Raw genomic sequence first — 26,634 nt, forward strand, 5'->3', positions numbered from 1 at the left:
TGTTCACCTCATTTGCATGTAATATTTTTTAATTTCTCTGTGAGCTTCATGTTTTCGCTGTAGTCCACGGGACAGTCAATCAACACAGGTTTGTTCATAGAAATTGCCGTATCCAGCGCATGACGTAGGTCAGCCGTTTGATCTACCCGCAAAGCTTCCATCCCAAAAGATTGTGCCAGTTTGATAAAGTCCGGGTTTCCAAATTCAATGTTGGAAGGTCTATCGAACTTTTTCATCTGATGCCATTCAATCAAACCATAGCCATCATCTCTCCAAAGGAGAATGATGATCGGCAGGTTCAGTCTTACCGCTGTTTCGAGCTCTGCACCTGTCATAAGAAAGGAACCGTCTCCACAGACTGCGACAACGTTACGGTCAGGAGCGGCCATTTTGGCTGCAATCGCACCCGGCACCGCTACTCCCATCGAAGCCAGTCCATTCGAGATGAGGCAGGTGTTTGGCTCTGATGTATGATACATACGAGCTATCCACATTTTGTGAGCCCCGACATCTGAAATTACGATATCTTTATCGCCCATGATGCTCCTCAAGTCCGCAATGATTTTCTGCGGTTTAAGCGGAAAGGCCTCATCCTGTTGATATTGTTCATACTCATGGAGGATATCTTTCCGAATGGATGTGGCCCATTCAAGGTTTCTTTCTTTTGCCGGAACTGCTTCTACTAATTGTTTCAAGTTTTCTTTGATATTACCGACGACATTCAAGGCTACCGGGTAATACGCATCGATTTCGGCTTCTTCTGTATCAATATGCAAAATCGGCGTCTCCCCGGTCGGATTCCAGTTTTGAGGTGGAGTTTCGGCCATATCAAAACCGATTGGAATAATCAGATCAGATGCTTGAAATCCACATGTAATATGATCTTTCCCACTTAATCCTGCAGTGAGAAGGCTGAGTTCATGCTTCCAGGATAGAGCTCCTTTTCCCATAAACGAGTGAACGACGGGGATGTTCGCTTTTTCTGCTAACGCTTGAAGTTCACCTGTTGCCTGTTCTCTGGTAATTCCGTTCCCGGCTAAAATCAGAGGCTTTTCTGCCTTGGAAAGCAGGCAGACGGCTTCTTTAATAACCTTTTCGTCGGCTTGCGGAAGGGAATGGCCGGTGATTGGAAGTGGTTCGCCCATCACTTCCATGCTTGCCACATCTTCAGGTAGATCAATATGTGTCGCTCCCGGTTTTTCCTGTATCGCCAGCTGATACGCTTTTCTCACGACTTCAGGGACGATTTCACCTGTTTTAATCTGCGCATTCCATTTGGTTACAGGTGCGTAGATATCGACAAGATCATAGTATTGATGGGAGATTTTATGCTGACGATTCAACCCCGCCTGACCAGTAATTGCAATCAATGGACAATGATCCATATTCGCGTTCGCTACACCAGTCAAAAGGTTCGTTGCCCCAGGACCAAGCGTGGCCAGACAAACGCCGGGCTTACCCGTCAGCCTTCCGTATGTGCCCGCCATAAAAGCGGCACTCGTTTCGTGACGTGTTGTAATGAATTCGATAGAAGAGTCCAGAAGGGCATCCATGACATCGATGTTTTCTTCTCCAGGGACACCGAAGATATATTCGACACCTTCGTTTTCTAAGCATTTGATTAATAGTTGCGCAACGTTCATATCTTTTCCTCCTTGTTTGTCTTATTTTGCGTTATCGCAATAGAAGTTATGAGTAAAAGGTGGAGAATGATTCCATTGTTCTCACTCCAGGTACAACGATAAAATGGAGACTGGTATTTTTGCGGGGAGGTAACGTATGAAGAAGTTTATTCATCACTTAAGAAAGAACGAGAAGCATTTACTTATAGCCGTATTTTTCTCTATGACTATGATGATTATTGGTGGCATTTTGACAGGGACTCACCTCCAGTTAGGGAAACAGGTCATGATCATCTCCATAGGCTTGATGGTTTACTTACTCTGGTTTTTAGGTGTGGATCCCATATGGAAGGGTTTCGTCCTGCTGTGTTTAGCTTTTGGAATAACTTTTGTTTTTTCAGAATTAATCGATATGGCTCCGATTACCATTTATGAGCAGTGGTTATCTGCGGATACAGTAAAAGGGGTGACCCTGGAAGGGATTTTCTTTTTAGTGATGCTGAAACTGATCAGTAAATGGACAGGTATTGAACCTTACATTGAACAGCTCATGAATAAGAAAAGAGAGAAGGAATCCTAGTCTGGATGAAAAAACGCCCTTCTCAGCCAGCCATTTTATTAATTAGTGCATTCATCTTGATTATCTTCGCTTTATTTATTCATCTATGGGGTGGAGAACAGTGGATCGGAAATGTTTCGTTGTTCACTGGCTTTACCATGATTACTTACTTAGAGTATTTTTCTAATGAATCCATTGTGCTCGGTTACCTATATTTTATACAGACCACTCTAGTGACATTGGGAGTTTTTAAAATCCTCATGCCCCTTTTTCTGGTTGAATTCAAATTCGAAAGTTATATTCGAATCGGTGCGTCCCTTTTCATTCACCATTGGGTAGTAAAAGGAATAAAGGTACGTTTGAAAAAAGAAGAGTCTGAAAAGGACGTCGGTCATTGTTTTTGACCGGCGTTTCTTCCGTTTTTTTACCCTTTTTTAGATTTGTCACGTCTTGTATGACAAAGCTGCATTTAGATTGTCTTGAGCACAGGGGTGTAACCGCTTTATCATAAAAGTACAGAAATAAGAGAACAAACGAGACGAGGAGGAAATCTCATGAGTGAGAAAAAACAAACAGGTGCAAGAGCACGTGTTCAGCGGTTCGGAAGCTTTTTGAGCGGAATGATCATGCCGAACATCGGAGCATTTATTGCCTGGGGTATAATTACGGCTTTATTTATTCCAGATGGATACCTTCCTAATGAAGATTTAGCAGAAATGGTCGGTCCGATGATCACCTACTTGCTGCCATTATTAATTGGTTTTACAGGTGGGCGATTGGTTCACGGACTTCGCGGTGGTGTCGTCGGTGCGACTGCTACGATGGGAGTCATCGTCGGAGCGGACATTCCGATGTTCCTTGGTGCGATGTTGATTGGTCCACTTGGCGGTCTTGCGATTAAATGGGTGGATAAACTTTTTGAAGGCAAGATCAAATCTGGATTTGAAATGCTTATTAACAACTTCTCTGCTGGAATTGTTGGAGCAATCCTTGCGATGATCGGCTATTATGTAATCGGCCCGATCATGTCAGGACTGACGAACATTTTAGGATCTGCCGTTGAAGCACTAGTCAATGCGGGATTACTGCCGCTAGTTAACATTTTCATCGAACCAGCGAAAATCTTATTCTTAAACAATGCAATAAACCACGGAATTCTAAGTCCTATTGCTGTGGATCAGACACAGGAATTAGGGAAATCGATTCTATTCTTACTTGAAACAAACCCGGGTCCTGGATTAGGAATCCTCCTGGCCTTCAGCATCTTTGGAAAAGGGATTTCCCGCCAGACAGCACCAGGGGCTGCCATCATTCACTTCTTTGGTGGTATTCATGAAATTTACTTCCCGTATATCTTGTCCAAGCCGGCTTTGATTTTAGCAGCTATTGCCGGTGGTGTAACTGGAACAACAACATTCGTAGCTTTCGGTGTCGGTTTGACGGCGACTCCATCCCCAGGAAGTATTGTCGCGCTTATGCCATTGACCGCCAGAGGCGACCACCTTGGTGTAATTGCAGGTGTTCTGCTTGCGACACTGGCATCATTCATCGTCGCTTCCTTGATTCTTAAATTCAGTAAGAACGATGAGGAAGAAGATTTGAACGAAGCTACAGCTAAGATGGAACAGATGAAAGGGAAGAAGAGCTCTGTTTCCGGTCAGTTGAATTCTCAAGAAGAACAAAAAGAACAGGCAAATGCAGAGGTTTCGGATAGAAACACAGATGTCGTTCCTTCCGTCGACCGAAGCAATGTCGATAAAATCATCTTCGCTTGTGATGCGGGAATGGGATCGAGTGCCATGGGAGCATCTCTCTTGAAGAACAAATTCAAGAAAGCCGGCATTCAAATTGATGTCACGAACATGGCAATCAATGATCTGCCAAGTGATGTGGATATCGTTATCACCCACAAGGATTTGACGGAACGTGCCGTACAAAGGGTACCAAATGCTCACCACATCTCTGTCGATAATTTCCTAAACAGTCCGAAGTATGATGAACTCGTGAACGAACTTAAGTCTGAATAAAATGCCAAAGGCCTGATCGCGTGATCAGGCCTTTGGATTCTGTTTCAAGGTTCGAACTTTTAAAGCTGCTAAATAGTCCTGAAATCTCTAATAAGAGTTCAAGGGGTATTTTTAAATGTCGAAGTCACCGATAAATGTCAATAGCCCGCTGATAAACGTAGGAAAGTCACCGATAAATGTTCAAGACTCAATGATACATGCCACGGACGTTGATTACCTGGATGGTCATGTCATTTTTAAAAGAAGGGGTAGGTTATTAAATTTTGTCACAGGTCGTATGACGAAGGTGACTTTTCTAATCATTGAAAACCCTTGCGACGCAACCTATTATGGAGATATAGAAACAATAGTTATTAAATCTTGTCCTTGAAGGAGGTGGATCGGAGATGTATGTAACAGGTCGTGAAAGAAAGATCATAGAACGCCTGCTGGATCAGGAAAATCAGGTGACTGTGAAACAATTGGCTAAAGAACTGGATATCAGCACAAGAACAGTGCATCGGGATACAAAGGGGATTGAGGATCTTCTTGCTGAAAGAGACTTGTCGCTCGAGAAAGAGTCCGGGGGCGTCCTTTTAGTAAAAGGTTCTGTAGATAAGAAGAATGCATTGAGGCTGGAGTTAAGCAAGCAGGCTTCCGTGGATTATACGCCTGAGGAACGTCATGTCTTGATTTTGTCTAAGCTTTTGGAAACCAGGGAACCTGTCAAGCTTGTAGCAATTGCGAATGATCTCGGTGTCACGGTAGCAACCATCAGTCATGACCTCGATAAAATTGAAGATCACCTCAAGGACTTTCAGCTGAAGCTTGTACGAAAAAGAGGGTATGGCGTCGAAGTAGTCGGGGAAGAGTCAGGCATACGAGAAGCTATCAGTCAATTGATTATGACTCATATGAACGAGCTGGATTTTTTCTCCATGGTCAGACAGAACATTCAGGAAGGGAATCAAGCGGTTGAAGATTCTTTATCAGCACAGCTGCTGGATATCGTAAATAAAGAAACCCTGACTCTGATTGAATATCATGTCGATGAGTTGCGGAAGGATTTATCGTATCCTCTGGCTGATAGCGCCTATATTGCATTAGTTGTCCACCTTTCTTTAGCGATTGAACGCATGCAGCAGGGGGAAAAGATTCATATTGATGATACACAGTTGGAAAAGCTTCGCTCTACCAAGGAATATTCTTTTGCAGAAGGTTTGATTGATCAACTGGCTAGTGAGTTTCAACTCTCCATCCCAGAAGCTGAGACAGGGTATATTACGATGCATTTGATGGGGGCGAAGGCGAGATACAACCGTGATTCTTTGCTTGAAGAATCGAGTATGAGTATTGCTTTTAAGGCGAAGCAGCTGATTGCTAAAGTCTCACGGCGTGTAGGGATGGATTTCAACAAATATGATCGATTACTGAATGATTTGGTTATTCATCTGAAGCCTAGTGTTTACAGACTGCAGCATAACATGGAAATCGAAAATTCATTTACTGATCAAATGGAAGAAGATTACCCGGTTTTGTTTGATGAAGTCGGAAAATCGATACAGGAAGTCTTTCCAGAATTGAATTTTCCGCGTGAAGAAACAGCTTTTGTCGTCATGCATTTTGCATCTGCCCTTTTAAACATGGAAGGCGTGGCTGGAATCCATGTACTCGTCGTTTGTTCAAGCGGTATCGGAACGGCGAAAATACTGGCCGCCAAGCTTCAAAAGAAATTTAACGAAATTGAACAGATTGAACATCACTCCTTATTTGATCTGAAGGGCATGGATGTTTCTCAATATGACTTAATCGTTTCGACCATTCCTCTGGCTGACGTAGAGTCGTATGTCCAGGTAAGTCCTGTTTTACCGCAGAAGGACATTCACAAAATCGAGCATGCGATCCGAAGAGTGCGTGTGACGAAACAATTGAAAAAACCGGTCGGGACTCAGCAGAACGAAAATAAAGAGTCTCTACAGGACATTAAAGATAAAGTAAGGGCTTATGAACGCTATGCCAGTAACATTGGAAAAGTTCTTGACCACCTTCTTGTGACGAATATAGGAGCTGCCCATGTGGAGGATGCACTTGATGAGGCGGTTCAACTTTTGAAAGAAAATGGAACCGTTATAGAAGTAAATCCTATCGTCAAACATTTATTGGAAAGGGAAAAAGCAGGCGGTTTGGGTATCCCCGACACAAGACTTGCGTTGTATCACGCGCGTAGTTCTTCCATTGAACAACCTTCCTTTTCTGTTCATGTTTTGAGGGAACCACTGAAAGTTCAGGGGATGGACGGAGAAGAGATGCCCATTAAAACAATGCTGCTTATGATCGCCCCTGAAGCTCCGAGTCAGGAAGCATTGGAAACGCTGAGCTTCATAAGTTCTCTGATTATAGAAGATGGAGAGTGTACCACGATTTTAGAATCCGAAAATGAGGAGAACATCCTCCATTATATAGCTAATAAACTTTACACATTTTTAAAATCTAAAGAATAAGGGAGTTTTTATAATGACTACAAACATTTTGAAAAAAGAAAACATCGAATTGAACAAGAGCTTGGCAACGAAAGAAGAAGCCATCCGCTATGTAGGCGGCATTCTGAATGAACAAGGCTATGTAGATAAGGCTTACATCGAAGAAATGTTGAAACGTGAGGAAATCACTTCAACTTTCATGGGAAACTATGTAGCCATTCCGCATGGTACTGAGGATGCGAAGAAATCCGTCAATGAGACAGGAATTTCTGTAGTCACGGTACCAGAAGGCGTCGATTTCGGAGACGGAAACATCGTAAAGTTGCTGATTGGTATTGCAGGAAAAGGAAATGAGCATTTGGAAATCCTTTCTCAAATCGCTATTGTATGTTCAGAGGAAGAAAATGTTGAAAAGCTCATTCAAGCAGAAACGAAGGAAGAAGTTCTTCAGACGTTCAGCGAGGTGGAGTAAGATGAAAGCTGTTCACTTCGGAGCAGGAAATATAGGACGAGGGTTCATCGGCGCACTTCTTGATCAGTCTGGTTACGAGACCATTTTTGTTGATGTGAATGAAGAGCTGATTCATCTATTGAATGAACGTAATCAGTATCAAGTGAAACTGGCTGGAGACGATTCTGCGATTGAGGTTAGGAATGTCAGTGGTTTGAATAGTATAAAACAGCCACAAGAGGTTGTGAAAGCTATCACTCAAGCTGATCTTGTCACGACCGCGGTTGGACCTAACATTCTTCCGGTCATTTCAAGGCTGCTTTCAGAAGGGTTAGAAAAGCGCATGGAAGATCAAGCGGGCCCATTGAACGTTATTGCTTGCGAAAACATGATCGGTGGATCTGAAATACTGAAGCAGCATGTCATGGAAAACATGGATGAAGCCTTCCATAGTCAATTGGAAGATTCGATCGGATTTCCGAATGCAGCCGTTGACAGGATCGTTCCGGATCAGCACAATGAAGATCCTTTGACAGTTAAAGTGGAACCGTATTATGAATGGGTGGTGGAAACTCCCACAATAAAAGGAGCTCAGCCTAAAGTGGAAGGGATCACCTATGTGGAGGACCTGACCCCATACATTGAGCGGAAATTGTTCACGGTCAATACAGGTCATGCAGCAGCAGCCTATCTTGGAAGATATTATGGTCATTCGACGATTAAAGACGCGATGGATGATCAAAGGGTTAAGGAAAAGGTTGAAGGCGCATTGAGTGAAACAGGTGCCGTACTTATCGAGAAGTATGGATTCGGCAAGGATCAGCATGGAGGCTATATAGAACAAATCATCAAGCGTTTCTTGAATCCGGATTTGTCAGACGAAGTAACACGTGTTGGTCGTGGTCCGATTCGCAAGCTGGGGCCTAAAGACCGTCTTGTACAGCCGTCTGTAGAATATTTAGAGCGTCTGAAAAAGGATCCGAACCATTTAGTAGAAGTCATTGCTGCAGCACTGAGCTACAGAAATGAAGCAGATCCTGAAGCTAAAGAGCTGCAGGATAAAGTCCAGGAGAATGGACCTGGAAGTGCTTTTCAGGATATTTCTGAACTAAGCAATGACCATCGTTTAGTCCAATTGGTAGACCGAAAGTATAAAGAGATGAACGAATAAAACAAACTCCCCACAGATAACTCTGTGGGGAGTTTGTTTTACATATTTTGGTGTACCAGTTCTTGCAGATTATTCCAATTAATATACAGATCCTCTGCAAAGTAAATAAGCCCTGAGCTGTTGGCTCGGGCTTTATTTGATCCGGTCGTCCCGTTCTTCATCGGGGATGAGGGGACAGGTAGGGCAGCATTTGGATTTGTCTGCGTCATGAAGCATGTATTTCATGCAGCAGTGCCGTCGGACATAAGTTTCTTTTCCATTCGCTGCCTGATAGAAGCGGAAGTTGAAGTGAAGAGGGTTCCTGTGGTTTTTCTCGAACAGTTCATGGGTCGTGAACCAGTGGAACACCTTTTCTGTCCATTCGTCTTCCTGGTCTTTCACAAGCGCATATTTTCGTTGATGTAGGTTGTGAGAGACAATGGAACGCATATGTGTCGTTTTGCATTTGGACACTTGAGCGACGGATTGGAACAGTGGCTGCAGGTGCTGAGTAATGAAAGTGTGTACATATTCTTTTATTTTGTCTTCCGACAAGTCCGCGATTTTGTGAACAGCCGAATCGTCGATCATGTAATTCATTACGTTTTTTTCTCTCATTTCAATGCTGATATTTTCCGGGCTTGCATCAATGACAATTCCATGGTTGATCATCGTTTCAAACAACCCCATGGTGAGGACGGAATACATTTTTCCAAACAAAAGACCAGTGATTGCCAGGTTAGGGGCATCCAACCGATCTTTTTGTATATCAAGCAACTCTTTCATCATTTTTTTATTTTTTATGAGCTCATCGACTTTGTAATGAGAACGGTCCTTGTACTCAGAACCAACAAAGATGCGATGATCGTTCTGAATTTGTTCCAATACTCGTTTCATATCGATGTCTCCCGTTAGTAAGCTTTATTTTTGCTGATAACTGTTTTCAATTATAAAATAAAACCAATCTTACAACAACTTAAGGAGCATAATGGACATGGACTTAGGAGTAAGCTAAGGTTATGAACGCGAGTAAGTCCGATTATGATTCACTGTTTTAGGGAATAGGAGGATTTACAATACTACATCATTCCTCCAAGGAGGTGAACTTCATGGAAGCCATGAAACTTCTACAAAAAAAATTACCTGGTTACGAAATAACCTTTTTAGAAAAGTTGAAAGAAGCGGATACTCTTACTTTACATCAGTTGATTCAAGCGATTTATCGGGAGCGTGTCGTGCCTCACGAATGGAGGGACCGTGGAAATACTTTAGTTCTTTCCGTTGAGGGTGGAGAACTTCACGTATCTGTTTCCAATCTTTACATATTTCAACACATCGATATTGATGGAGACCTCCTGTTTGTGGATCAAGAGGGAAATCAAGCCTTGGTCGATAAGTCCGAAACTTGTTTAGAACTGCTTTTCCCGGGAAATGATCGATCAGATTTTTATAAAGAAATCCTCAACAGTGTGACGAACCTGGCGCTGGCATTTACAGTAGCGGAGCATAGAAGAAAACAAATCGACAACCTGGCAGAAGATGCATTTTCTTATGCGGCTTCTCAAAAGAGCCCGCTGACTTTTTTCGAGCAGTGGGTCATCCAGGGGCATACCATTCATCCATGCAGCCGAACAAGAATGGGCCTTTCACCTGAGGATGTCATCCGGTATGCTCCGGAATGGGAAGGGAAACCGGACGTGCTGCCGCTGCTCGTTCATAAGGACCGTTATCACATGACATCAAAAAATGGTGAGAGCACAAAGTCCATCCTTTTGGAGGAATACCCACCATTGAAAAAAGCTTTTCAAAACGTTTGTGAAATTCATGATTTGGTGGCTGATGACTATGAAATCATTCCGATCCACCCTTGGCAGTGGGAACATACCATCACAACCTATTATAAGGAAGATTTAGAAGGGAAATTACTACTTCTGCTTAATGAAATCACGCTTCCGACTTCCGCGCTGATTTCATTCCGGTCGCTTGCACCTCTAAATGATCGCTCTAAGCATCACATCAAAACAGCGGTCAATGTCCAGATGACAAGCGCGGTCCGGACTGTTTCAGCGGCATCGACAAAAAATGGACCCACACTATCCCGACTCTTGCAAACCATCTTCGATCGTGATGAGGGGTTGTCACGTTCTCTCTCCGTCATGGGGGAGGAGGTCGGTATTCACTATAAGCCCGCCTGGGAAGAAGACAGGAATTTCCTTCAAAAAAATGCAGCGGCAATTTTGCGAGAAAACCCGGAGAAAGGTTTGGGACGGGATGAAGTAGCGCTGCCAGCCGCATCTTTACTGGCGCCTTCTCCGTTTTCAGGCAAGCTGATCGTTGAAGAAGCGGCGGGCGCCTATTCTTCCCCCGAGGCGTTCATCTATGATTATGCGAAGACAGTACTGCCGGGTGTGCTTCAGTTAATTACAAAATATGGCATAAGCATGGAGGCCCACCTGCAGAACTGTGTCGTCATTTTTGAAAAAGGAATACCGAAAAAGGCGGTACTTCGTGATTACGGAGGCATCCGTATCATGAACGAACGCTTAGAGCAATTCTTCGATCAACAGCCGATCGACCCAAGCACGAATTTACTGACAAAAAATCGGTCTGAGTTATTGGATGTTTTTTCGCATGCGCTGTTCCATAATCATTTAGGAGAGCTCATCGTCGCGCTTGCTAGACGAACTTCTGTAAAGGAAGAAAAAATGTGGAGGGAAGTCGAGCGGGTCATCCAAGAAACTTATGAACAAATGAAAGAGGATGAACAAATTCAAGCAGAAGCTCTGCTAGATATAGAGGAAATTCTTTCGAAACCGACGAAAATGAAGGCCTTGGTGAAAATGCGTTTGTCAGACCAATATACTGACAATCTTTATGTGGAAATCCCTCATCCTTTTACCAGGCGAAAAGAGGTGAAACAGAATGATTCTGCCCTTAACTGAGCGTATGAAAGACCTTGACCTGCATAAAGAAGAGGACCAGGTTTATCAATTCTTAAAGAGTGCCCATCCTGCTCATGCCGAGCGTTTCTGGCGTTGTCGGGACGAAGCAAGAAAAGGCCTCCTTTTAAAGCTTGCGAATTCCATTATTCGTGAGAACATTGATGAGGTTTATTCGGATGCTGTTACATTGGATGGGAAAGATTCTTATTTGTGTAGAAAAATGAATGAAGGTGGAGACTCTCCACTGGATAAAGAGCAAACCCATTTGATGGTGGAAAAACAGGGGAATAAAATCTTGTTCCCTGTTTTGAACCGATCGGCATTCCGCTTTGTCGAAGTGGATGTGCCTTTGCTTATGGAGGCTGAGGGAGTTCGTCCTGTATCTTCTGCTACAGAGCTTTTGTTTCTTTTGTTTAACAAAAAAGATTACTCCAATCTTGAAACCTTTGTCGAGGAGTTGAATAATGGCACGGCAAATCTTGCGCTGGCCCTCACTTTTTATGAGGAATGGAAACAGACGGTGCGAAGGGAAGCGGCGAGCCTTGATGTTGGAACGTCCATTGAATACGTGTTGGAAAAAGGGGAAGAAGCCCATCTGTTTTTCGAGCAGCTGGTTGTTGAAGGGCACCATCTTCATCCTGGAGCTAAGACGAAACTGGGATTGACCTATGAAGATACTTTTCGTTATTCTCCGGAGTTTCATCAGACGTTTCCTATCCGTATGGCTGCTGTAAAAAAAACATTGGTGTTATGTACAGGTACATCGTTTGAATCCAGTTTCCCTGAAGCTGCTGAAGCAGGGAAAAAGGAGTTAAAGGATCGTGGATACGTGGAGAATTTGTACACGATTTTACCTGTTCATCCTTGGCAGTTCGAACATGCCATCCCAGTGATTTATCAAAAGGAAATCGAAGAGGGAGAAGTGGTCCTGTTATCTTCAAGGCCGATGAATGCAGAGGCGACTTCTTCGTTCCGAACGGTGGCTCCCAGAAAGAATGAAGCACCTGTGTTGAAGCTTGCGGTAAACAGCCAGATGACATCTACCGTCCGTTCGATATCGACTCAGACAGCGATGAATTCTACTGTTTTTACAAAAATGATGCAGGATATCAAAGATAGGGAACCTCTCTTGCGTTCTTTTGTCCCCTTAAATGAATGGGGCGGGGCTGCTTTCCGATCTGAGGAGCAGTTGAAGAGCCGTAATTTGACAACATTGATCCGTGAATCTCTTCACCCACACCTGGAAGATGGGGAAGTGGCGGTTGCGGGGATGAGCTTGTATGCGCAATCCCCAGTTAGTGGCCTGACGATTCTTCATGAGCTTGTCCAGGAATTTCAGAAGAAGCATCATCTTAGTCGATACGAAGCGTCCAAGGAGTTTTTCTGTCATTATATTCAAAAGGTGCTCCCCGGCTATATGACAATGATGGTGAAGTATGGCGTTGCGTTGGAAGGGCATCTGCAGAACAGTGTTCCTGTGTTCAGGAATGGTCGTTTAACCCGCTTTTTCTTCCGGGACTGGGGAGGAACGAGGGTTTATCCGGAACGTCTTCGGAAACAAGGGATTCGTCCGAAGTTTGCCGCTGATTCAGTGAGTGTGACGAACGATCGTTCTTCGATGCATAATAAGTTGTATTACACCGTATTTCAAAACCATTTGGGAGAATTCATCCGTCAGCTCGTTCGATATTCAGGATTAGCGGAAGAAACCTTTTGGTTAGAAGTTAAAAGAGTGGTAAGGGAAGAGTTGGATCGGTTGTCCCGAGTGAAGGATCTTGCCACCCAAGTGGCAGAAGATCGAACCTTTTTATTTCAGCCGACGGTCATGCATAAGTCATTGACTCAAATGAGGTTGAGCAATAGTAAAGGGGATGCCTACACGGAAGTGCCGAATCCTTTAGCCTAAAAGGAAATGTGAGGATGCAGTTATGAGGATTGAACAATATATAGAAAATAAAAAGCGTAAACAAGACGGCCCCGTATGTGCCTATGTTTATGATTTAGGTCAGTTACGGAAGCATGTGGAAACATTGAAAAACAGTCTTCCGGCTTTTTGCCGGCTTTTTTATGCAGTAAAAGCGAATCCGGATCCGCGTATTCTCGGAACTCTCGCTACGATGGTAGACGGATTTGAAGTCGCTTCAGGAGGCGAGCTGCAGAAGGTGCCCCATCAAAAACCTATGCTCTTCGGCGCTCCTGCAAAAAAACAGGAGGAGATAGAGGAAGCGATTGATGCAGGAGTGGAAGCCATTAACGTTGAAAGTTTCCATGATTTGAACCGTATCGAATGGTTATCCAACCAAAAAGGTGTCATCACTCCGATACTGATTCGTGCCAATTTGAGTCGTGATGTTCCGGAAAGTCATCATATGATGTCCGGCGTCCCGACTCAATTCGGTGTGGATGAACGTGAGGTGCCACTGATCATTCAAAAAGCGCTGGAGATGAATCATGTGAGTATCGACGGGTTCCATTTCCATGCCATGTCCAACAATCTTAATGCTGAGGCCCATGTGCAATTTGTTTCTATGTGCTTGGAAAAAGCGAAGAGTTGGAGGACACGTTTTGGATTGAGCATCCGTACGGTCGATATTGGCGGCGGCATCGGCATCAATTATTGGGACCCGGAAGAACCTTTTGATTGGGACACGTTTGCCACAGGACTTCATAAATTGGAACCCCAAATGGACGGGCTGGCTTTAGTGCTGGAACTTGGGAGGTTCATGACATCTGTGGCTGGTTCGTACGTAACCGAAGTCATCGATGTAAAAGCTAACCATGATCAGCATTTTGCGCTCATTCGTGGGGGATCGCATCATTTCCGGCTGCCAGCTGCCTGGAAAATGAATCATCCCTTCCGCATTCATCCGGTTGAAGAATGGGAGGCGCCTTATGAAAGGCCGGGGGTGAAAGATGCAGAAGTGACGATTGCTGGAGAGCTTTGTACGCCTAATGATGTTCTAGTGAGAAGGGAACATGTGGAGGAACTAAGAGCGGGAGATGTTGTGATTTTTAATTATGCTGGTGCGTATGCGTGGACGATTTCGCATCATGAATTTTTAAGTCATCCCAAACCGGAATTTATTTATTTGGATGAAAAGAAATAGCCGTCACATTTCGTGGCGGTTTTTTTGTTTTTTAAAAAAGAAATAATAGAAAAAGCGTTTGCCGCAATCGGCTCTATGTAATGCTTATTGAAAGTTAATTCTATCAGGAAATGGTAAGATATAAATAGAACCCAGTCGAAGGGAGGGGGAGAGGGATGAATAAAAAGAGTCATAGAAACAAAGGACGCTCGTGGGGAGCCTTTCTTCTCCCTCTCTTTCTGCTCGGACTCGTATTTTTCACAATGAAAAGTCAGCTTGGAGATGGAATCATGAGCAGCTGGACGACGGAAGAGGAAAAGGAACCGGATCTACCACAGCAGGTCCTGCAGTATGAAGATGAAATTGCAACGTATGCGGAGCAGGAAGGCATCAGGGAATACAAGGATATCCTGCTGGCTTTGATGATGCAGGAGTCTGGTGGACGGGGGGACGACCCGATGCAGGCATCTGAATCTCATTGCGGGGAAGTGGGCTGTATTGAAAATCCTGAAACGTCCATCGAGCAGGGAGTGGCCTATTTCGCAAATACATTGGAACGTGCTGACGGAGATGTGAAACTTGCTCTGCAATCGTACAATTTTGGTGCAGGATTCATTGATTTTGTAAAAAAGAATGGTGGGGAATATACGCAGGAACTGGCCATAGAATTTTCATCTGAGAAATATGAGGAATTAAAACATACAGGCAAATACAGCTGCATCCGAGAGGAAGCGGAGCAGTACGACGCCTGTTATGGAGATATTTATTACGTAGATGCTGTGCTTGACCACTATGAAGAAGATGGCGACCTGCTTGCGACCTCTTCCTGATTCCGTATGGAAAAACGCCTCGAACCATTGATAGGTTCGAGGTGTTTTTTCATTGGATATGATTCAATTCTTCATTCAATTTCCTGGATTCGGACCTGAAATAAAGATAGAATCCGATCCAGATTATGAGATAAATGATCAAGAACGCAAGAATGGAGATCATAGCTGATGTCACTTGAAAAGGAATCCATCCGATGCCGAAGCTGATGATGAAGTAAAGCAGAGAGACCGTGATGAAATGTAAGAGGGTTTGCTGCCACAGTTTGAGTGTTGTCATTTCAAAATATAAAGGCGTGACGGAGAAAAACCAGCCGCAGAACATGCTTCCAAGCGAGTTTCGAGCGAAATCATCTGCAGAGAGTGTTTCCAAATCCCCGAACCAAGTGACAGCGTAAGTCATCATAATCGCTAGAAATGCTCCGAAGAAGATGCCGATCATACTTCTAAATAAAAATGTTCTCATTTTTCTTTCCTCCTGTTCATTTTTAAGGTGTTTTTGATTTCTTTTACATAATGCCTGGATGCATATTCTTTGCTGCCTGACTGAAAATGGACGACCAGCGTTCCGTGAAACGACGGCTCAAAATGACTGATTTTGTATAGGTTGGCAATGGTTGATTTCGATAGGCGGATAAACTGGTCGGATGGTAGAGATTCGTGCAGCTCATAAAGCTTTTCTCTTATTCTGTACTTTCCTTTTGTGTGAGAGGCGTAGACGGTTTCTTTTTCTGTGTAGAAATACTCAACGTCCCGCGGTTTAAGCAGGTGCTGCCGGTCTTCTTTATAACCAATCACCAAATCATGTTTTTCTTCCTCCAAAACATCGAGTATTTTTCTAATGGATGGATCCACTCTTTTACATTCTACGGTCACTTTTGTTTCTTCGTACGTGTCATTGATATCTACGATTAGTTTCATTAACCCTTTAACCTCCCCGTCTGTCTTTCTATTGTCAGTATAGATGTGCATGTGATTTCTGTCATGAAAAGAAAGGTATGTGGCATTAGGGTGAAGGTGAGTGGTCTTATCTGCGGAGTCACCTGTGATGGAAAATTGTACAAGTATAGGTGCATTCCGTAGAATGGTCTTAAGGTGAAACTTAAGTACAGAAGGGAGTTTTACGACGTGAAAAAAGTAATTCTAGCTGGAGGAACTGGGTTTATAGGAGAGTATTTTCAAAAAAGGTTCGAGGATCTCGGCTATGAAGTCCATGTCATCTCGAGAAGGAATGGGAACATTCAATGGCAGGATCAAAAGGGGATTGTAGAGGCACTTGAAGGGGCGGATATGCTTATAAACCTTGCCGGAAAATCCGTCAATTGCCGATATAACACAAAAAATAAAAATGAGATTATGATTTCCAGAGTAGTCACGACAAATATCCTTGGGGAAGCTGTTCAGAAATGTTCTGCTCCCCCGGAAGTTTGGATGAACTCAAGTACGGCCACCATTTATCGACATGCGGACGATAAACCGATGACGGAGGAAGGTGGAGAGATCGGAACCGGCTTTTCTGTGAATGTCGCTACGAATTGGGAAGACAATTTCTTTGCCTTACACACACCTGGAACGAGAAAAGTAGCCCTTCGAACAGCCATTGTCTTAGGAAAACATGGAGGGGTGATGACCCCATACGAAAATTTGGTGAAGTTCGGACTTGGCGGGCCACAAGGTTCCGGAAAGCAAATGTTCAGCTGGATTCATGTGGAAGACCTCTATCGGGTGTGTTTGTTTATAGAAGATAACAAACAGTTAGAGGGTGTATTCAATTGCGCCGCACCAAACCCTGTCTCCAATGAAGAACTCATGCGTCTGCTCCGTGAAAGGTCGAACCGGTCTTTCGGTTTACCAGCACCTAAATGGGTGCTCGAGATAGGTTCAGCCCTTATTCGGACGGAATCGGAGCTCGTATTGAAGAGCAGGTGGGTGGTACCTGCAAGATTAGAGGAATCAGGTTTCACGTTCCAATATCCAACTCTTGAATCTACGCTGGAAGAAATCTTAGAGAAATAAACGATCAAAAGACCTGGGAGAATATTTTAAATATGTTACAATGAAGTTACATAAAATGGAAACGTAGCTTATGGATATATGTGTCAAAAGAAGGCAGTGGTTGCTCTAGTAATGAGCAACCTTCTTTTTTTGAATGGCTTCATTGAATTTATGGAATTAAGTTTAATGGAAAATGTTGCAAGAAACATTCCCTAGGTGTAAAATTACACAAAAGGAGCAGTTGGGAGGGGGAAAGAAATGGCCGCCTTATCAAAGGAAGAGAAACAGAGGGTATTCAGAGAGCAATTGAATCATCTGAAGGAAAATGGGTACATAACAGATCAAGAATACAAGAAGCTGCTGCAGGCGCAGGGCGCGTATCTGGCAGACTATGAATCTATAGATAGAAAACAGGCGTTCATTAAACAAGAGGAACAACTAGACTCATCTCCAGCCCAGAAGAAAAAGCCGAAACCAGCACCGAAACCCAAACCTGTCAAAAAGAAAAAAGAACGCACACCAGAACAAATCCGCGAACGGAACATCACGTGGACGTTGATTTTAGGTGTTTCCATCCTGCTTATTACAGGTTTGATCGTTGCGACGAGTCAGTGGGATCAGATGGGAGCGGCGACGAAGGTCGTTTCAATCTCAGCTGTATCGCTGTTTTTCTTCGCATTAAGCTATGGAACCGGCCGTTTCTTGAAGATCAAACAGACGGCTTTCGCATTTTTAACACTTGGAAGTCTGCTCATTCCCATCGTGATTGTAGCCATCGGTTACTTTGAGCTTTTCGGTACTTATTTATCTCTGAATGGTGAAGGAAAGTACTTGCTCGGTTTGATGGGGACGGCGATTCCACTCCCTCTATATGTGAGGCATGCGTTTGTCCATCGTTCGCGTCTTTATGTATGGATTTCGCTATTGTTTCTATCGCTTTCGGTAGGTTTCATGCTTGGAGCACTACCGTTATCGCTGGATGCTTTTTATCTTGGGTTGATGTTGTATAATGCCGGTTTGCTTGTCGCCTATATTCAGTTAAAAAATAGGAATCACCTCCAGTTATTCCTCAAGGAGGTGCCATTTTACGCCCAGTTGAATCTCCTGATCTCAACCTTGTTGATGCTGTTTTTCTTTGAAAACGAAGTGTTTTACAGTTTCAACCTGCTATTGACCGCCAGTGTCTATATGGCGATGGTCTTTGTTTATAAAACGAAAGAATATCAGTTTGTCTTTTCTGTGATGCTCGTGTATGCCGTCTACCAGCTTGTCGAGAATACGCCGTTGTATACCATCGATTCCCTTGTATATGCGGTTGTAGGACTGCTCTATCTTGGGTTCGCTTACGCATTTGAAAATCACAGATTCATTGAAAAGGTATTCCGTTTAATAAGTGGAATCGTGTCACTTTTGGCTTTCATCTATATTACTTATGAAAGCATCTTGATCAAGGAGCAGACCAGCTCATGGCTCCTTCTTCTCGCCTATGTGGTTATCATGATCAACTATCTTGTCTTATCGAATGTTACGAACCATGTGATTTTCACGTATTTAGCTGCTGTGTTCTTTTTTGTATCAGCGGCTCAGCTGTGGGATTTGAGTCAGACGGGACCTTTGTTCTTCTTCCTATTTACAGCCGCTTCTCTCCTGTTTTTATATGTGGGAATCTGGACGAAAATCAAGTGGCTGCACGCGGTGAAGGAAAGCAGTTTTTATACGTCTTTACTCGTCCTGACGGGGTGTTTATACTTCGCCCTCTATGACCTGCAGTACGGCTATAGTGCGGTCATGCTGCTCATTTTCAGTCTGCTTGCTTATTTTGTGAAAAAGAGCTCCCCGCATGCCGATATGACTCGTACGGCTGTCTGGGTGCTTCCATCTGGATTGGTGGCTGCTTCCGCCATTTTTTATCAAAAGTTACTCGAATGGGTGCCTGCCTACAGTGAAGGATATTCCATTTCATTCCATATCGCATTGACAGGTATCCTTTTACTTGGCCTTCATTATGTTTGGAAAAAGACAGAGGAAAACGATTTTGCTTGGTCGACGTTTTATGTCGCTGAGGGAACCTACGTGGCGGCCATGCTGCTCCTGCTTGCAGATGACGGAGTGGACCCGAATCTTGTCCGGCCCCTCTTGTTACTTGCAGGCATCGGAATGATGTACCTGCTTGTCCGCTATTCAAAAAAGACGTACTATTGGAGTTTCGTATCTGTCGCGTCACTCGCCTTTTATACATCATTGATTGCTCCATTGCGTATCGATTCATTTTCCAACGTCCTTTTGTTTATGGTTTTCGCACCTGTGATCTTAATTGCTGTTGGTGAATGGGGAGAAAAGAAATCAAAAGGGATGCGCCCGCATTTCTATATGCTGGGACATATCGTTCAGCCGTTCATTGTCCTTCTCATTTTACTGGATCAGCTGGGGGCAGAAAATGCTCACCCGATTCTGTTAATGATCCCTTTAGCGGTGTATGTCTTCAGTGCTTTGAAAGCAGGAAGAGAATCAGGAATTAAAACGATGTTGTACGCTGCACTGACGACTGAGTATTTTCTCGTTGTCACCCTTCCGAAAGAACTAGGATGGGATGAGATTCCTTATGAGTATGCGTTTTTGGCCAGCAGTGTCTTGTATGCAGTCCTCTGGTTTTTCGTATCTCCCGAGTGGAAAAAACGTATAGAATGGTACATCATTCCCTTTTCCATTTTAGGTCTGTTCGTCGTGATTACCGACGTTTCTCTAGAGGTGGAGGGAGAATGGCTGCTGGTGATTGGCTACACCATTTTCATCCTCTTCTTCCTGCATCAGAGGCCTTGGTCGATCGTTCGCTTTGTTCCATTGCTCTTGACCTTCGGGTTATGGGAAAAACTGCGGGTGTTTTGGACCGATATGGACGTGATCCTTGTCCTTGCTTTAGGTACACTGGTTCTTCTTGCGGCAGGAATGCTTCTGCAAAAAAGACTGTTCGGACCTGGGCTCCGTGCTGATGCCTATACGTGGACAGCGCTTTTGTATATTGGGTATTTGAATTTGTACACTTTGTGGGATGAAAGTGTCTGGATACGGATTCTCCCTGTAGGACTTCTTAGCTTATGGTTCTACCTTGGCGGAAGGAAATGTTTCGAAAAATTCCTTCAGAATGTCTTTAATACAGGTGCCACAGTCAGTATCTATGGAGGATACTTGATGATCATTGCCGCCTACAATGAATACATCCCTGACTTGATCATGGCAGAGGTTCAGACCCTCCCGGTATTGATTGTTCTTGTGTTTGTCAGAAAGAAACTATGGCCTGCGTCTCCAGAGGTGATGTCCTATGTTCAGTTGGCTGCCTTGCTTTTAATCGCAGGCTACCTTGTGCTTGATGCCATTCAGAACCACACGATCTGGGATGCCTGGATCATCGGAGGTTTGTCACTCGTTTCAATGATTGCCGGCATGCAGCTCCGGATCAAATCGTACTTCCTTGTCGGGATGGGTGTCCTCATTTTCAATATCATTTACCAGACACGTCCGTATTGGGGGAATCTTCCTTGGTGGGTCTATCTATTGATTGCAGGACTCGTTCTGATCGGAATCGCGAGCTATAATGAATGGCAGAAACAACGCTCAGAATCAGTGAAGCCTGTAGAACAGAAGTGGAAGAAACTTTGGAAAGCATTTAAGAAATGGCAGTAGTGAAGGAGTCGTCACATGAATTTTATTTTACGCACGATAAAAAACATGTCCCTTGATATCCTCTCCATGCTTAAAGGGTTCACCTACGGATTTATCATGGTTGGATTAATGATCGGGCTTTTGGGTGGAGCCATCTATGGAGTGTTGTACTTGAGAAATCTTTTTTTGTAAGGGGGGCTACGCGCTTATCAACACTGCTATTCGTTATTCTGTTAACAGCATGTGGTCTTAAGATCGTCCACCCGAATGCGCCCAAACCTTTGTAATGTTCGAATGGAGTTTTTCTATCACCTTCCTGGGCGCTTTGCATAAAATGTGAAGAGTCAAAGGAGGGTGATGTGATGACCAATACAGGTAACCCACAGATGCAGGGAAGTGGAAACCAGTCTAAAAACATCCATGACTTTTGCAGGCATAACCTTTATCAAATGGTTCAGATCGAAATGACGGATGGGCAGACACATACAGGGCTGCTGCACAGCTATGATCATAATCAAATGAATTTGATTATGCCAACAGGCCAGCAAGGACAGCAAGGCCAGCAAGGACAAAACCGAGATGTAAACCAGGAGGACAGCCGGCTTTTCTTCCCATTCTTTGGACCGTTCGGGCTGTTCGGCTTTCCGTTTTGGGGGATCCGCAGATGGTGGCCGTATTATTATCCATACTCATACTGGTGGTAACAGCAGAAAAGTCACTGAAAAGTTTCAGTGGCTTTTTTGTTCTGTCTGACGGATTTTATGATACGATGAGTAAAAGGAATCATTTACCATAGGAGAGTGGGAATGGGATGAAAGAAAACCTGACGTTTGCCTGGATTGCTTCATGGTTTGCCCTTGTGGGGCAGCTCGCCTTTTTTGTTGTGGTCGCTTTAATTACAGGGGATTGGCGTTACGTGATGTGGAGTTTACTGGTCAGTTTGAGTGTCGGGGTTCCCAATATGATTCGGACGTGGAAGTCGCAGCAAAAGGCCCATGCCAGAAAAATATATGAACAGGGAGAAGGTTCGGTATGATTGAAAAAATCGATACGATGTGTCTGACCGTGAAAGACGCTGAGAGAGCGGGTTCATGGTATGAGGAAAAGCTGGGATTTACCATTTCTTTCAAAGGGGAAGGATACCGCGTGCTTTCCATCGGCAATCATCCGGTACCCTTGACGATTGAAGAAGCAAACGTGGAGTCACCAAGTCGGAGCTATCCGATTTTTTACTCGAGGAATATTGATGAGACTTATGAACAATTAAGAGAGAAAAAGATAGACGTAGGGGACAAGCACACAGACGCAGATAATTATTATTTCGATTTTTACGATTTGGATGGCAATCGTCTCCAGGTTTGTTGCTATTCATAGACTTATGAGTTTTTTTCAAATGTGAATTCACAGGATGATTCAAGGTTGAAAGGGGGAGTAAGAAATGAAAAGATCGGTGACAAATCAGTCCCTGCATGGGGTCTGTGCAGGGATTGCTCATCATTTTGGGCTTTTTCCTATGGCCATTCGTCTTTTGTTTGTCCTTACATTTCCGTTCTCTCTTTTCCTTTACATCCTTCTTGCCAATACACTGCCGAGTGACCATCCGTCTCTGTAATAGTAGGTTCGGTTTCACACGATCCATCTTCTCTTCAGCATAGGAGACCAGCTCCGAGGGGGAGGGGGAGATTGGGAAGGAGGATAAAGAATGATGAAAATCTTTTTTCTATTAGCATCCATCACTATTCCGGTTTCTCTATTGATGAATCAGGCGGCGACAGGTATGCTTGCGTCCCTTTTATTCCTTCCAACTTACAGGTGCTTACTTCAGTAAACCACGCTTCCGAAAGTACACGGATGAATCATAGACAGGACTATAGGTAACAGGAAGCGGAAAAAAGAAAAACCGCTGGAAATAACCCCCCTGTTTTTTGAAGGAGAATGATAGATGGAAGATAATCAAAGAGAGTCTAAACATACCAAATGGTATCTTTATGCGGTGCTTTTTTACTGGCTTTTGTATACGGTGAAAACATTCTTCATAGAGGAGCGATGGTTCGATTTTGTTTTTTATGGACTAACGATGTTAGGAATTGCAGCATTTGCGTTTATAGAATACAAGAAACGGAAGCTAGCCGTTTCTTTAGTAGCCATTGCCTTGTTTTTTGCGTATCTGTTTGAATTTATTCCTGTTCCTGTTCCATGAATAAGTTGGAGAGCGTGTTGAACTAAAGACATCACAAGCGAATCATCGACTCCTCTTAGAATAAAGATCTCTGCACGTCTTATTGTTCAATAACCACTCCCTTTTCAATGCCCCAATGAGTTTTCTTCTCTAAAGACCCTTGTTTTTTGATGTGGCCTTTTACAGTAATGGAATCTCCTCTTTTTATGTTTAAATCCAACGATTGCCCCTCGACGTTCTGAGTGTTGACGACAACGATGTAAGGCAGCATTTCTTTGCTGTCCGCCTCAATATTCATCCAATTTTCTCCATTGTAGGAGTCTCCTGCATAAAGGACGAGGAAATCAGGGAACGTTTCGACAAGCGTGCCTTTCCATGTCACCTCTTTTTTATACATGAATCTTGTAAACGTGTCAGACTTCAACGAATCATCCAGCTTATAAAATTGGTCCAACGTCTCTTTGAGTCCATTGAATTCCTCATCGCGGAATTGGCGGACAAAGGACTGTTGTGCTGCAGAGTTATAGTAGCCTCTATAGAGTCCATCAAGAGGCTTTCTAGCTTCTAAGACCTCACGGAAGCTCTCTTTTTGTGACATCTGTCCGAGAAACATGAGGACAATGTTCTCATGAGTAAGGGCGATTGGGTGATCTTTGAGGTGCTCTGTGCCTTCAGCCGTTTCATATTCAATAATGTCGATATCCCCTATGGAATAGCCGTTCACGAATTGCTCGTGTTCCTGGACACTTTCAGACAATGGTTCCTTTTCACCGTCCAGAAGGTTTGATTCATTGAGCCACTGGTAGACGTTATCTGCAGTGTAAGCTTTATTTTTTTCTTTGGTCTCTTCATTGTTTGAGGATTCATTCATGCAGCCGGTGAGAACGGTTAGAAGCATGAGAATCGGGAGTGCTGCTTTTTTCACATTCGACCTCCTTGTGTTTCATCTTCATTCATTGTAAACCAATGAATCTATGCGTGTAAGGGAGAGAATATGTTTTAATAGAAGAACAACGAATCATTAGAGACTCCCATATATAAAGAAAAGATTCCGAAAACTATAGCATGGGAAATTTGGCGGAGGAAATCATTCAGGTTAAGTAGGGAAAGGGGAGGCAGTCATGGTGGTTACATTTGAAAAACTGACAGAGCCAACGATACAAATCGCATCGGCCTATCATCGATGGGAAAATGATACCGAACTTATTCCGATGGTCCGTCCAAATCCGGATCAGGAGGCACTGGAGAAAAGATATGAAGTAACAAAGGAAAGTTTGAAACAGCGCTTGAAGAACCATGAAATTTTCCTTATCTATATGGATGGTGAACTTGTTGGAGAAATGAATTACATGGTCAATCCTAGTCATTTACATAGGAAAGATAAAGATACAGCCTGGATTGGAATCACCATCGGGGAGGCAGCCGGTCGGGGAAAAGGAATTGGATATGAGGCCATCCGTTATTTGGAGGATCGTATCAAAGCGGAAGGGTTAGGCAGGGTAGAGCTCGGGGTATTCGAATTCAATAAAAAGGCACAGAAGCTGTATAAAAACCTTGGGTATACAGAGATTGCGAGAATCCCGGATTTTACATATTGGAACGGAAGCAAATGGGCGGACATCCGCATGGAGAAGTTCTTGTGATGGTAAACAAGCGCGGAACTCTATGGTGAAAAATAAAACCGAATGTGGATGGGCAGAAAGTCGAAAAACTTTTATAATAGAAGTAGTATTTAATCTATAGGTAGAAAAGGAGGCCCGATATGCGCCACGATATACAACCGAACGAACGCGCTTTCTCTACGAAGGAAGTAGCTGAAGAAGTCGGGATCGCCACAACGACGGTCAGACGGTATGGGCAGCTACTGGAACAGAACGGGTACGAATTTTTCAAAGACGGCGACCGGAGGATTTTTGTGAGGTCAGATGTCGAGGCTCTTAAAACAATCCGCGATTCTGAATTGCCGAAAGAAGATAAAATCAAAGAAATTGTAGAAGAACAGCGGGAGCTTCTCGCAGGCTATGAGTCTCGCGAACTCGCGCTTTCCGATACATATGACGGGACAGGCCTTGAGGACTCCGATCAGATGAAAGAAATGTTTCGTTTCCTGGCCAGTGAGCTTGCCGCCTCAAGAGAAATGAACGTCCAGTTGAAAAATGATATGGCTGAATTGAAAACGACCGTTTCCCGCTTGAAACAGGATCACCATGTCATCAGCTCCGGAGTCGGGAATTTTTCACAGAAGACGCATACGAAAATGGACAAGATGATGCAGCAGCAGAAAGAGCAGTATGAAGAATTGCTGCGTGAAGAGCAGGAGAAGTCGGAGTATCTTCAAAAAGAAATCCGTGAGATGCGTGAAGAACAGAAAAAAGAGTGGCGCTCCCAAAGTGAGTTCAATGAACGGTTGGAACATTCCGTCAAACATTCCCGCGGGACACTTGGTAAGATTATGTCCATATTTAAAAAATAGTAGCGAGAGACGCTTGAATCGGTGAAGGTTCAAGTGTTTTTTGTATAAAACTCCAGGAAGGGTGAGTGGATGAAGGGGTTGGCCTTCGTCATGGTACTGGTGCTGTTTGGTGCGATGCCCGTGGATGCTGTTGTCGTCAAAGAGGAAAAGGCGGTTGAGCGGTCGAAAAACGTTGACGTCACACAGGTTCCATCTACCCTCGTTCTTTATGATACGGAGATGAAGCGAAGGATACAAATTGAATCTGTGGAGGAAATCAGGAGGGTCACTGAAGGGATAAACAACGCCGTTCCTGTAAAAGGAAGATGGACAAAATCGGAAAAACTGGGAACCTTGGATTTTGGAGATGAAGAGATGATCCACATCTATTATGGAGACGAGCGCGAGAACGTCTATTTGATTTCAGAAGAAGAAACAGTATTCATGTCCAGAATACACTTCTTCGATCTCTTTTATCAGTCTATGAACAGTCTTCCTCTTCCGCCAGGAGAAGGCGGGGATGTCCAACCTCTTCCCCCGGGCCAGCCCGTTCAACCGGATGATTTCCTTCCCTTATAAACGAACGTATGTTTTCGGTCCAATGGTGTAGATGATGTTCGTACCATCCTCGGATTCAAGACGATGCCTTTTCCCATAACCTAGAAGTAAGGAGGTTATCAAAATGAGTATCGTGATTTTTAGTGGAACACCGAGGAAGAATGGGCGGACAAAGATTGTCGCTCAGACTTTACAGCATAAATTAGATGGCACGTTGGTCGACTTAAGTATGCTTGATTTTCCATTATTCAATGGAGAAGAGTCGCAGGGAAATCACCCTTCTGTCCAGTGGCTGCGAAGGGTTGTCTCAGAAGCCGACCGTTTTATTTGGGTGTCACCGGAATATCATAATGGTATGAGCGGTGCGTTAAAAAATGCACTGGAGTTTTTGAGTGGAAAGCATTTTAAGGGGAAACCGACACTGCTGTTTGCTGTTTCAGGAGGCGGGAAAGGCGGCATCAATGCACTGAATCAAATGCGTACCGTCGGCCGTGGACTTTACGCAACCGTGGCTCCAGAGCAGTTGATTTTTGATCCGGAACACTTTGAAGGAAACCGATTGAAGTCGGAAATGGAAGAAAAGCTTGATCTATTGCTGGCGGAATCGATAGGGCATTGTTTTATAGACGTGAAGAGCAGTTGAATGGGTGTTATTTGAGATTTCGAC

Annotated in this window: 28 protein-coding genes; 23 read left to right on the forward strand and 5 right to left on the reverse strand. The window is 43.8% G+C overall.

Going from position 1 to position 26,634, the window contains the following annotated elements; translation table 11 throughout:
* Positions 1–8 precede the first annotated feature (8 nt).
* A complete protein-coding gene (locus tag J0K78_RS06935; protein ID WP_206946005.1) occupies positions 9–1,643 on the reverse strand; it encodes an acetolactate synthase large subunit in 1,635 nt (544 codons plus the stop codon).
* 136 nt (positions 1,644–1,779) lie between these two features.
* On the opposite strand from J0K78_RS06935, the gene J0K78_RS06940 reads away from it, so the two are divergent.
* From J0K78_RS06940 to J0K78_RS06965, 6 genes are all read left to right on the forward strand, one after another.
* Entirely contained in the window at positions 1,780–2,202 is a 423-nt protein-coding gene (locus tag J0K78_RS06940; RefSeq protein WP_206946006.1) for a hypothetical protein, read from the forward strand.
* 5 nt (positions 2,203–2,207) lie between these two features.
* Positions 2,208–2,585, forward strand: a complete 378-nt coding sequence (locus tag J0K78_RS06945; RefSeq protein ID WP_206946007.1) for a hypothetical protein — start codon at positions 2,208–2,210, stop codon at positions 2,583–2,585.
* Positions 2,586–2,735: 150 nt separating this feature from the next.
* Positions 2,736–4,208, forward strand: coding sequence for a PTS mannitol transporter subunit IIBC (locus J0K78_RS06950; protein WP_206946008.1), 1,473 nt, complete (start codon positions 2,736–2,738; stop codon positions 4,206–4,208).
* 386 nt (positions 4,209–4,594) lie between these two features.
* Complete coding sequence (locus tag J0K78_RS06955; protein ID WP_206946009.1) at positions 4,595–6,688, forward strand: BglG family transcription antiterminator; 2,094 nt, start codon at positions 4,595–4,597, stop codon at positions 6,686–6,688.
* Positions 6,689–6,701: 13 nt separating this feature from the next.
* Entirely contained in the window at positions 6,702–7,139 is a 438-nt protein-coding gene (locus J0K78_RS06960) for a PTS mannitol transporter subunit IIA (protein WP_206946010.1), read from the forward strand.
* Between the two features lies 1 nt (position 7,140).
* Positions 7,141–8,289, forward strand: a complete 1,149-nt coding sequence (locus J0K78_RS06965) for a mannitol-1-phosphate 5-dehydrogenase (RefSeq protein WP_206946011.1) — start codon at positions 7,141–7,143, stop codon at positions 8,287–8,289.
* Between the two features lie 132 nt (positions 8,290–8,421).
* Here the strand turns inward: J0K78_RS06965 and J0K78_RS06970 are convergent, their stop codons facing one another.
* Entirely contained in the window at positions 8,422–9,165 is a 744-nt protein-coding gene (locus tag J0K78_RS06970) for an IucA/IucC family C-terminal-domain containing protein (RefSeq protein ID WP_206946012.1), read from the reverse strand.
* A gap of 212 nt (positions 9,166–9,377) precedes the next feature.
* Here J0K78_RS06970 and J0K78_RS06975 point away from each other — a divergent pair, with 212 nt between their 5' ends.
* The 4 genes from J0K78_RS06975 (at position 9,378) to J0K78_RS06990 (ending at position 15,126) form a co-directional block, all read left to right on the forward strand.
* Positions 9,378–11,210: an IucA/IucC family protein gene (locus J0K78_RS06975; RefSeq protein WP_206946013.1), complete on the forward strand. Its 1,833-nt coding sequence runs from the start codon at positions 9,378–9,380 to the stop codon at positions 11,208–11,210.
* Positions 11,191–13,116 (forward strand): IucA/IucC family protein, encoded by a 1,926-nt coding sequence (locus J0K78_RS06980; RefSeq protein ID WP_242517757.1) that lies wholly within the window; start codon positions 11,191–11,193, stop codon positions 13,114–13,116. Before J0K78_RS06975 ends, J0K78_RS06980 begins: the two co-directional genes overlap by 20 nt.
* 22 nt (positions 13,117–13,138) lie before the next feature.
* A complete protein-coding gene (locus J0K78_RS06985; RefSeq protein ID WP_206946014.1) occupies positions 13,139–14,317 on the forward strand; it encodes a type III PLP-dependent enzyme in 1,179 nt (392 codons plus the stop codon).
* 155 nt (positions 14,318–14,472) lie between these two features.
* The gene (locus tag J0K78_RS06990) at positions 14,473–15,126 is read left to right on the forward strand and encodes a lysozyme family protein (RefSeq protein WP_206946015.1); all 654 of its coding nucleotides are present in this window, start codon (positions 14,473–14,475) and stop codon (positions 15,124–15,126) included.
* 49 nt (positions 15,127–15,175) lie between these two features.
* Here the strand turns inward: J0K78_RS06990 and J0K78_RS06995 are convergent, their stop codons facing one another.
* Positions 15,176–15,589 carry a DUF3021 domain-containing protein gene (locus J0K78_RS06995; protein ID WP_206946016.1) on the reverse strand — a complete coding sequence of 138 codons (414 nt, stop codon included), beginning with the start codon at positions 15,587–15,589 and terminating at the stop codon, positions 15,176–15,178.
* Positions 15,586–16,044, reverse strand: a complete 459-nt coding sequence (locus J0K78_RS07000) for a LytTR family DNA-binding domain-containing protein (protein ID WP_206946017.1) — start codon at positions 16,042–16,044, stop codon at positions 15,586–15,588. The genes J0K78_RS06995 and J0K78_RS07000 overlap by 4 nt, the downstream gene beginning before the upstream one ends.
* Before the next feature lie 207 nt (positions 16,045–16,251).
* Here J0K78_RS07000 and J0K78_RS07005 point away from each other — a divergent pair, with 207 nt between their 5' ends.
* The 9 genes from J0K78_RS07005 to J0K78_RS07040 all read left to right on the forward strand — a co-directional run bounded on the left by J0K78_RS07005 (position 16,252) and on the right by J0K78_RS07040 (position 22,978).
* The gene (locus J0K78_RS07005; RefSeq protein WP_206946018.1) at positions 16,252–17,139 is read left to right on the forward strand and encodes a TIGR01777 family oxidoreductase; all 888 of its coding nucleotides are present in this window, start codon (positions 16,252–16,254) and stop codon (positions 17,137–17,139) included.
* 237 nt (positions 17,140–17,376) lie between these two features.
* Entirely contained in the window at positions 17,377–20,799 is a 3,423-nt protein-coding gene (locus tag J0K78_RS07010) for a hypothetical protein (protein ID WP_206946019.1), read from the forward strand.
* A gap of 15 nt (positions 20,800–20,814) precedes the next feature.
* On the forward strand, positions 20,815–20,970 hold the full coding sequence (locus J0K78_RS07015; protein WP_206946020.1) for a hypothetical protein: 156 nt from the start codon (positions 20,815–20,817) through the stop codon (positions 20,968–20,970).
* Between the two features lie 170 nt (positions 20,971–21,140).
* A complete protein-coding gene (locus J0K78_RS07020; RefSeq protein ID WP_206946021.1) occupies positions 21,141–21,482 on the forward strand; it encodes an LSm family protein in 342 nt (113 codons plus the stop codon).
* Between the two features lie 107 nt (positions 21,483–21,589).
* Positions 21,590–21,814: a hypothetical protein gene (locus tag J0K78_RS07025; protein ID WP_206946022.1), complete on the forward strand. Its 225-nt coding sequence runs from the start codon at positions 21,590–21,592 to the stop codon at positions 21,812–21,814.
* Positions 21,811–22,152: a VOC family protein gene (locus tag J0K78_RS07030; RefSeq protein ID WP_206946023.1), complete on the forward strand. Its 342-nt coding sequence runs from the start codon at positions 21,811–21,813 to the stop codon at positions 22,150–22,152. The genes J0K78_RS07025 and J0K78_RS07030 overlap by 4 nt, the downstream gene beginning before the upstream one ends.
* A 64-nt stretch (positions 22,153–22,216) precedes the next feature.
* Positions 22,217–22,390, forward strand: a complete 174-nt coding sequence (locus tag J0K78_RS07035; RefSeq protein WP_206946024.1) for a PspC domain-containing protein — start codon at positions 22,217–22,219, stop codon at positions 22,388–22,390.
* A gap of 90 nt (positions 22,391–22,480) precedes the next feature.
* On the forward strand, positions 22,481–22,606 hold the full coding sequence (locus tag J0K78_RS20150) for a hypothetical protein (RefSeq protein WP_255534783.1): 126 nt from the start codon (positions 22,481–22,483) through the stop codon (positions 22,604–22,606).
* A gap of 114 nt (positions 22,607–22,720) precedes the next feature.
* The gene (locus J0K78_RS07040; protein WP_206946025.1) at positions 22,721–22,978 is read left to right on the forward strand and encodes a hypothetical protein; all 258 of its coding nucleotides are present in this window, start codon (positions 22,721–22,723) and stop codon (positions 22,976–22,978) included.
* A gap of 79 nt (positions 22,979–23,057) precedes the next feature.
* Here J0K78_RS07040 and J0K78_RS07045 read toward each other — a convergent pair whose 3' ends face one another.
* Positions 23,058–23,882, reverse strand: coding sequence for a hypothetical protein (locus J0K78_RS07045; protein WP_206946026.1), 825 nt, complete (start codon positions 23,880–23,882; stop codon positions 23,058–23,060).
* Positions 23,883–24,078: 196 nt separating this feature from the next.
* On the opposite strand from J0K78_RS07045, the gene J0K78_RS07050 reads away from it, so the two are divergent.
* The 4 genes from J0K78_RS07050 (at position 24,079) to J0K78_RS07065 (ending at position 26,610) form a co-directional block, all read left to right on the forward strand.
* Positions 24,079–24,600 carry a GNAT family N-acetyltransferase gene (locus J0K78_RS07050; RefSeq protein ID WP_206946027.1) on the forward strand — a complete coding sequence of 174 codons (522 nt, stop codon included), beginning with the start codon at positions 24,079–24,081 and terminating at the stop codon, positions 24,598–24,600.
* Between the two features lie 119 nt (positions 24,601–24,719).
* A complete protein-coding gene (locus J0K78_RS07055; RefSeq protein ID WP_160912218.1) occupies positions 24,720–25,430 on the forward strand; it encodes a GntR family transcriptional regulator in 711 nt (236 codons plus the stop codon).
* Between the two features lie 69 nt (positions 25,431–25,499).
* Positions 25,500–25,988, forward strand: a complete 489-nt coding sequence (locus J0K78_RS07060; RefSeq protein WP_206946028.1) for a hypothetical protein — start codon at positions 25,500–25,502, stop codon at positions 25,986–25,988.
* A 103-nt stretch (positions 25,989–26,091) separates the two neighbouring features.
* Positions 26,092–26,610 carry an NADPH-dependent FMN reductase gene (locus J0K78_RS07065; protein ID WP_206946029.1) on the forward strand — a complete coding sequence of 173 codons (519 nt, stop codon included), beginning with the start codon at positions 26,092–26,094 and terminating at the stop codon, positions 26,608–26,610.
* The last annotated feature ends 24 nt before the right edge of the window (positions 26,611–26,634 follow it).

The organism is Halobacillus sp. GSS1, from assembly GCF_017307035.1.
GTDB lineage: Bacteria > Bacillota > Bacilli > Bacillales > Halobacillaceae > Halobacillus > Halobacillus litoralis.